This is a genomic window from Mesorhizobium sp. Z1-4 (assembly GCF_004000235.1).
GTDB lineage: Bacteria > Pseudomonadota > Alphaproteobacteria > Rhizobiales > Rhizobiaceae > RCIO01.
The window spans coordinates 97,476-103,866 of sequence record NZ_RCIO01000009.1 but is presented as its reverse complement, the minus strand read 5'-3'; the positions used below and the strand labels follow the sequence as shown (position 1 = coordinate 103,866).

General features: G+C 62.9%; 7 protein-coding genes. All 7 read right to left on the bottom strand.

Translation table 11 applies throughout. From position 1 onward, the window contains the following. Positions 1-251, bottom strand: a 251-nt coding sequence (locus EP165_RS19730; protein WP_501981696.1) for a conjugal transfer lipoprotein TrbH, incomplete at its 3' end; no start/stop codon positions are given. A gap of 4 nt (positions 252-255) precedes the next feature. Then, a complete protein-coding gene (trbG, locus tag EP165_RS19725) occupies positions 256-1,035 on the bottom strand; it encodes a P-type conjugative transfer protein TrbG (RefSeq protein WP_245440274.1) in 780 nt (259 codons plus the stop codon). A gap of 121 nt (positions 1,036-1,156) precedes the next feature. After that, positions 1,157-1,819 carry a conjugal transfer protein TrbF gene (locus tag EP165_RS19720; RefSeq protein ID WP_127524565.1) on the bottom strand — a complete coding sequence of 221 codons (663 nt, stop codon included), beginning with the start codon at positions 1,817-1,819 and terminating at the stop codon, positions 1,157-1,159. 8 nt (positions 1,820-1,827) lie between these two features. Then, positions 1,828-2,994 carry a P-type conjugative transfer protein TrbL gene (gene trbL, locus EP165_RS19715; protein WP_127524564.1) on the bottom strand — a complete coding sequence of 389 codons (1,167 nt, stop codon included), beginning with the start codon at positions 2,992-2,994 and terminating at the stop codon, positions 1,828-1,830. Next, positions 2,975-3,178: a TrbJ/VirB5 family protein gene (locus EP165_RS19710; RefSeq protein WP_127524563.1), complete on the bottom strand. Its 204-nt coding sequence runs from the start codon at positions 3,176-3,178 to the stop codon at positions 2,975-2,977. Before EP165_RS19710 ends, trbL begins: the two co-directional genes overlap by 20 nt. Next, the gene (trbJ, locus tag EP165_RS19705) at positions 3,175-3,972 is read right to left on the bottom strand and encodes a P-type conjugative transfer protein TrbJ (protein WP_127524562.1); all 798 of its coding nucleotides are present in this window, start codon (positions 3,970-3,972) and stop codon (positions 3,175-3,177) included. Before trbJ ends, EP165_RS19710 begins: the two co-directional genes overlap by 4 nt. Next, on the bottom strand, positions 3,944-6,391 hold the full coding sequence (locus tag EP165_RS19700; protein WP_127524561.1) for a conjugal transfer protein TrbE: 2,448 nt from the start codon (positions 6,389-6,391) through the stop codon (positions 3,944-3,946). The genes trbJ and EP165_RS19700 overlap by 29 nt, the downstream gene beginning before the upstream one ends.

The window sequence follows — 6,391 nt, the reverse complement described above, 5'->3', positions numbered from 1 at the left end:
AGCGCCGCCTCGAGAGCCGGGCCAAACACGTCATCATCGCCGCGCAGCTCGATCGTGGTCGTGCCCGGCCCGACCTGCTCCGCCAGCCGCCCCACCATGTCGCCGGCGATGGCATTCGCCGATTCAGGCGTGAGTTCGGCCGTGACTTCGCTCCGGATGAGGCCGGGCCCGTTCATCGTCTGGCACGCAGCAAGCATCGCCAGGAGCATCAGGGCGGACGGGAGACAGAGAAGGGTTCTGATCGCGCGCATCGCCCTACCCGCCCCGCCGGATCGTGATCTTCTGCTGCTGGCGGCCGACGCCTGAGACCAGAATGGCCCGATCGATGTTGTAGTCGACCACCATCATCGTGCCGTTCATGCGGTAGTTGACGATCCGGTTCTCACCGCCGGAGACGACGAACAGAACTGGCGCCTCCTGCCCTGACAGAGATGACGGAAACTGGATGTAGGTCTTCACGCCGTCGCTGTAGATCCGCGTCGGCCGCCAGCGCGCCGCGCCGCTGATGTGGAACGCGAAGTCCAGCTGATCCGCCGGAACGCCAGCTCCGGGCACAATGCTCGCCGCGATCCGCGCGTTGATCTCTGCAAACCGAGCGTTGATGTCTTCGGGATAGTCGAAGCCGACTCGCGCCATGTACTGGCTGTGATGCGATTTGAGTTGAATGTGATAGGTCCGCCGCGAGGTCGTGACGACCATTGAGGTGACCAGGCCAGCCTCGGATGGCTTGACGATCAGGTGGATCGCCTGTCCGCTCGGCGCACCGGAGGTTGCCGGCTCGACCTTCCAGCGAACGGTGTCGCCGAGAAGGACATCGCGCACCACCTCCCCGGCCTGAAGCTCGATGTCGCACACCTGTAGCGGCGAGCAGACGACCGACGGTTGAACCTCCCCATAAAGGAAGATCACCTTGCCGTCGGCGCCGCGTGTGACGACGCCTTGCCGGTGCTGCCACTGGCCCGAGAGCTGCGTTCCCCGCGCTTCATTGCTTGTGAGTTGCTGCCCATGTGCTGGCAATGTTGCCACCGCGATCATCACGCCGGCGCAAAGCGCGATGCCGCGGATATTCTCTTTCTTCATTCACCTATCCTCCGGGGCACATTCAGGTGGGCCGCGTGCCTTTGCCCCAGACGTTGCCGTCTGGCGCGAACGCGGCTCAGAGCTGCGCCGTCCAGTCAAAATCCTTCAAATAAAGTCCGATGGGGTTGAGGCGGATCACCGCCTCGTCTTGCGGCGGTGTCAGGGTCACGGTTGCGACACCACGGAACCGCCTGGTGGCGACTTCCTTGCCCTGGCGGTCCCGCTCATACTCAGTCCAGTCGATCTGGTAGCTCTGGTTGGAGAGCGGCACGATATTCGTGACTTCGATCGCCACCGTCTTTTCTCGCGCGCGGTCAAACGGTGAGTTGCTCCGGAACCAGGCATTGACCTTCTCGGTCGCCGGATCCGACGATCTGAGATGCGCATAGGCCCGATCGATATATTGCTTCTGGACGACAGTGTCGGGCGTCACGGAGCGGAAGTTCGACACAAAGCTCCCGAGTGTCGCGCGCACCACACGCGGGTCGGCATATTCGATCTGCTGCGGAAATCCCGTCGTCGCCGCCGTCCCGAGCTTGTCGACCTCGACGATATAGGGGACGAGCTTGACCTGCGTGCTCTGATAAAGCGCGTAGGAAAACCCGATGACCGCCATGACCATGCCGGTGATGCCGACGATCCGCCAAGCTGCGGCTGCCTTCACATATGACCCGTAGCGCTCGTTCCATTCCTGGCGTGCGGCGACGTAGGGAGTTTCCGGAATACTGGTTCTGGCCATGATTTCTGTCACGCTTTCTCGTCACGGTTCGGGCGGGCAGCGGGACGGCCCTGGGACTGGTCAAGCTTGGCGTTGGCAAGTCCAAGGGTCGAAGCGCCCCACGTGCCCGGAACACCGATCGCCTTGTCGCGGGCGGCCGAGGCGGCAGCCCCACCGGCAGCGCCCATCCCGCTCGCCATGCCCTTGAGTGCGGCCCCGCCAAACGAACTGCCGGCGGCGCGGGCATCGGAATAGGCGGCGGCCCCTGCCCTCGCCCCGCCGACGGCAATCGCCGCACCGCCTGCCGCGAAGCTTGCCGCCTGGGCGCCATGGCGGATGGTTTCCATTCCGCCCGTGACGGAGACGCCCTGGACCATGCCCTGCACGATGTTGGGGACGTACATCGCGATGACGAACACCACGACCGAGATGCCGGCGATTGCAAGCGTCGCCAGAAACTCGTCGCCCGTCGTCGGCGAATTGGCGAGGTTGATCAGAACCTCAGACCCGATCCGTGCGATCATCACCAGCGCCATCAGCTTCATGCCGACGGAAAACGCATAGATCAGATAGCGAACCGAGAAATCCTTGGTGAAGCTCGAACCGCCGAGGCCGAGCATGATCATGCCGGCGAGAAGCCCGACATACATCTCGACCATGACCGAGACGAAGATTGCCGCCACCAGGCTGAAGCAGATCACGGTGATGACCATGGCGAAGACGGCCGCGATCGCCAGCGCATTGTCCTCGAACAGGCCGAACTGCGCCTTGGCCGACATGGCGCTGGCGACTTCGAGACCGGCGTTGAAGACGTTCGCGGGGGAAGCCGAACCGCTGCCGGCGCCGATCTGGAACAGGCTGTCGACGACCGCCTTCGCAAAATCCGGCCCCTGTTCGAGAATGAAGACGAAGAGGCCAATGAACATGATGCGGCGAACAAGCTCGGCGAACCAGGTGTCGAGAGAGGCCGTGGAGATTGCCAGCCAGACCGCGGCGATCCCAACCTCGATGCCGGCGAGGATCCAGAAGAGCGATCTGGCGGCATTGAGGATCGTGGTTTCCCACCCCTGAGCCGCCGTCGCGATCTCGTTTTCGAGATTGGTCAGCAGACTGCCTTCCTGGGCCAATGCTGGATTGGCCCCGAGAGCGATGCCTCCGATTGCGAACAGGGCCAGCCTAGTTTCCGGACGTGCCATCGGCCCCGCCTTCGTTACTGCCCCATCGCGGTCGCATCTCCTGCCCGCCTTCGAGATCGTAGTGCTGCCGTTCCGGGGCGACGGTCGCCGCAGGCACTTCCGGCTCGGTCGTTGCGTTCCAGACAACGATGCCGATGACGACAACAACGACCACACAGATCGCGATGATGAAGAGCCTGATCACCAGCGTGGCTCCATCGTCTGTCCGCCCGATGTCGAGGGCGTGGTTGAGTTGAAGAACTCCTCGCGACGGTTCTGCGCGAGGTCCTTCGCCGCCTGTTCGGACTGGTACCAAGTGCCCATCATCGTCACCTGTTGCGAGACGAGCCCACGCAGCTTCTGTGCTTGGGCGACTTGCTGGGCGGCGATCTCATGGCCGACCTGCAACGCCTGCATCTGGCCGACGGATGACTGCGACATCGAGCGTAGCTGGCTCATCGTCGATTCCTCGGAGCTGAACTGGTCGGCCGTCAGTCCCGCCGCCCTCAGTGTCGCCCCGATTGTGTCGCGGTTCGTGTCCGACCAGTCCTGATAGCTCGTGGAGAAGGTCTGGCCATTGGCGAGGCCTGACTTGAAATCAGCAAAGCTCTCGAACCGCTGCCGCAGCACGTCATCGGCGTTGCCCATCGAGAATGCGATCGATTGACCCTGCTGGACGAGACCCTGCAACTGCATCAGATCGCTTTCGACCTGACCCCAGACATGGCTCGGCAGCGTCAGCGTGTTCTGCAGCATGTTCTCGTAGATTCTCAGCTGGTTCTGGATCTGCTCGGCCAGCTGCGTGATCTGGGTGACCTGGTTCTGGATTTGCTCGGCCGATTGGCCCACGAGCCCTACCAACTCGCCATTGTTGAGGATCTGCGTGAATTCCGTCGCTCCGAAGAACCCGCCACCGCCGGCATGGGTGCTTGTGGCCGACGAGGCTGAGAGGATCGCGGCTACCGCAATCCTAGCTGTGCGTGAGAATGCGCTTGGCATCATCCACTCCCCTTTCTTCCAGCCAGGCCGCCGGCCAATCGCTGCCGTGCGTCTCGCTGAGCTGATCAATGCGTTTGAGATTGTCCTTGCCGGACGCGCCGACGAAGGCGAGCGCCACGGGGCCGAGCGCCATGTCGAAGAGCCGCCGGCCTTCGGGCGAGGCGACATAGTATTCGCGCTTGGGAATGGCCGTCGCGACGATTTCGATCTGCCGGTCGTTGAAGCCGATGCGTTCGTAGAACTCGCGCGTTCCCGATTCCCGCGCCGCGCCATTGGGCAGGCAAATCTTGGTCGGGCAGCTTTCCTTGAGCACGTCGATGATGCCGGATTGCTCCGCGTCCGAGATCGATTGCGTGGCCAGCACGACCGCGCAATTGGCCTTGCGCAACACCTTCAGCCATTCCCGGATCTTGTCGCGGAACATCGGATGCCCGAGCATCAGCCAGGCCTCGTCGAGGATGATAAGGCTCGGTGCGCCGGTGAGGCGTTTTTCGATGCGGCGGAAGAGATAGAGCAATACGGGCACGAGATTTCGCTCGCCCATATTCATCAGTTCCTCGACCTCGAAGGTCTGGAACGATCCGAGCGTCAAACCATCCTCTTCCGCATCGAGTAGCTGCCCCATCGGCCCGTCGACCGTGTAGTGTTGCAGAGCAGTCTTGATTTCGCGCATCTGCACGCCGCTGACGAAATCGGACAGCGAGCGGCCGCGGGCGTTGGCAAGCAAACCGATCTGGCGAGCGATTGCGTTGCGGTGATCCGGGGTGATCGTCACGCCCTGCATGGCGACGAGTGTCTCGACCCATTCGGCGGCCCACGCACGGTCACCATCCGTCGAGAGCTCGGCCAGTGGGCAGAAGGCGAGCGCTGTCCCCTCCCCTGCTCCGATCTCATAGTGATCCCCGCCCGCGGCCTTGGTCAGCGGATAAAGCGACTTGCCCTTATCGAAGGCGAAGATCTGCGCATGCTCATAACGCCGGAACTGCGCGGCGATCAGCGCCAACAGGGTGGACTTGCCCGATCCGGTCGGGCCGAAGATCAGCGTGTGGCCGACATCGTCGACATGCAGGTTCAACCGGAAGGGAGACGAGCCGCTGGCGACCTGCATCAGTGGCGGGGCGTTTGGCGGGTAGAACGGGCAAGGCGCCACGGCGCTGCCCGCCCAGACGGAATTGACCGGAATGAGATCGGCAAGGTTGCGGGTGTTGATCAGCGGTTCGCGGACATTGGCTTGAGCGTTGCCCGGCAGGCTGCCGAGATAGGCCTCGGTGGCGTTGAGAGTTTCGATGCGGGCGCCGAAGCCTTCGGCCTGGATGAGCCTCCGAACGGCCTCTGCCTGATCGCGCAGGCGAGCTTCGTCTGAGTCAAACATGACGATAACTGGCGTGTAATAGCCGTAGGCGACGAGCTGAGACGAGGCCTCGGCAATCGCGTCCTCGGTTTCGGCAACCATGGTCATGGCGTCCTGGTCGACTGAGCGGCTATGGGTCTGGAAGAGCTGATCGAAGAACGGCCGCACTTTCTGCTGCCACTTCTTCCGGGTCCGCTCGAGTTTTTGCCGCGCTTCCTGATCGTCGAGGAAGATGAAGCGGCTCGACCAGCGGTACGTGAGCGGCATCAAATCGAGGGAATTGAGGATGCCGGGCCAGCTCTCGGCCGGAAACCCGTCGATCCCGACAATTGCGAGGTAGCTGCCGTCGACCATGGGCGAGAGCCCGTGATGGAACTCGGACGTCACCAGCCAGTCGAGATACATCGGGATTGCCGGCAGTCGGACAGGATGGTTTTCCCCGAGGATGCAGAACCGGATGAACTGGAAGAGTTCGTCGTAGCGCGCCTCGTCGCCGCTCTCTGGATGAACGACCGTCCGCGTGACCATGCGGCGGATCATCAGGACATTGCCGAGATATTGCTCGACCTCGCGGATCGAGGTCTGGAAGGAAGCGAGCACCGCGTCGGCATAGGTTTGCGAGCGACTTCCTTCGTCCGAATAGACGTATCGCGCCATGGCCGAACGGCGCGGCTCCGGCGGCCGGTAGGTGAGGATCAGCGCGTGCTGGCTCTCATAGTGGCCGCGCTCGGCCATGAAATGATCGCGCCGCTGCTCGTCGATCGCGCGGGTCACCGGATCGGGAAAGTGGCAGTCCTCGCGGGCGGGATAGGCGGTCGTGGGCACGCGAACCGCCTCGACCTGGATCATCCAGCCGGACCCGAGCCGCGAGAGGACGGCGTTGATCTGCCGCGAGACTTCGTTGCGCTCGATATTGGTGGAGCTCTCTGAATCCGGCCCGGCAAAATACCATCCGGCCATCAGCGAGCCGTCCTTCAACAGGATGACCCCGTCGGCGACCAGACCCGCATAGGGCAACAGGTCGGAAAAGGACGGCTTTGAGTTTCGGAACTGTTTGAGGGCCACCAT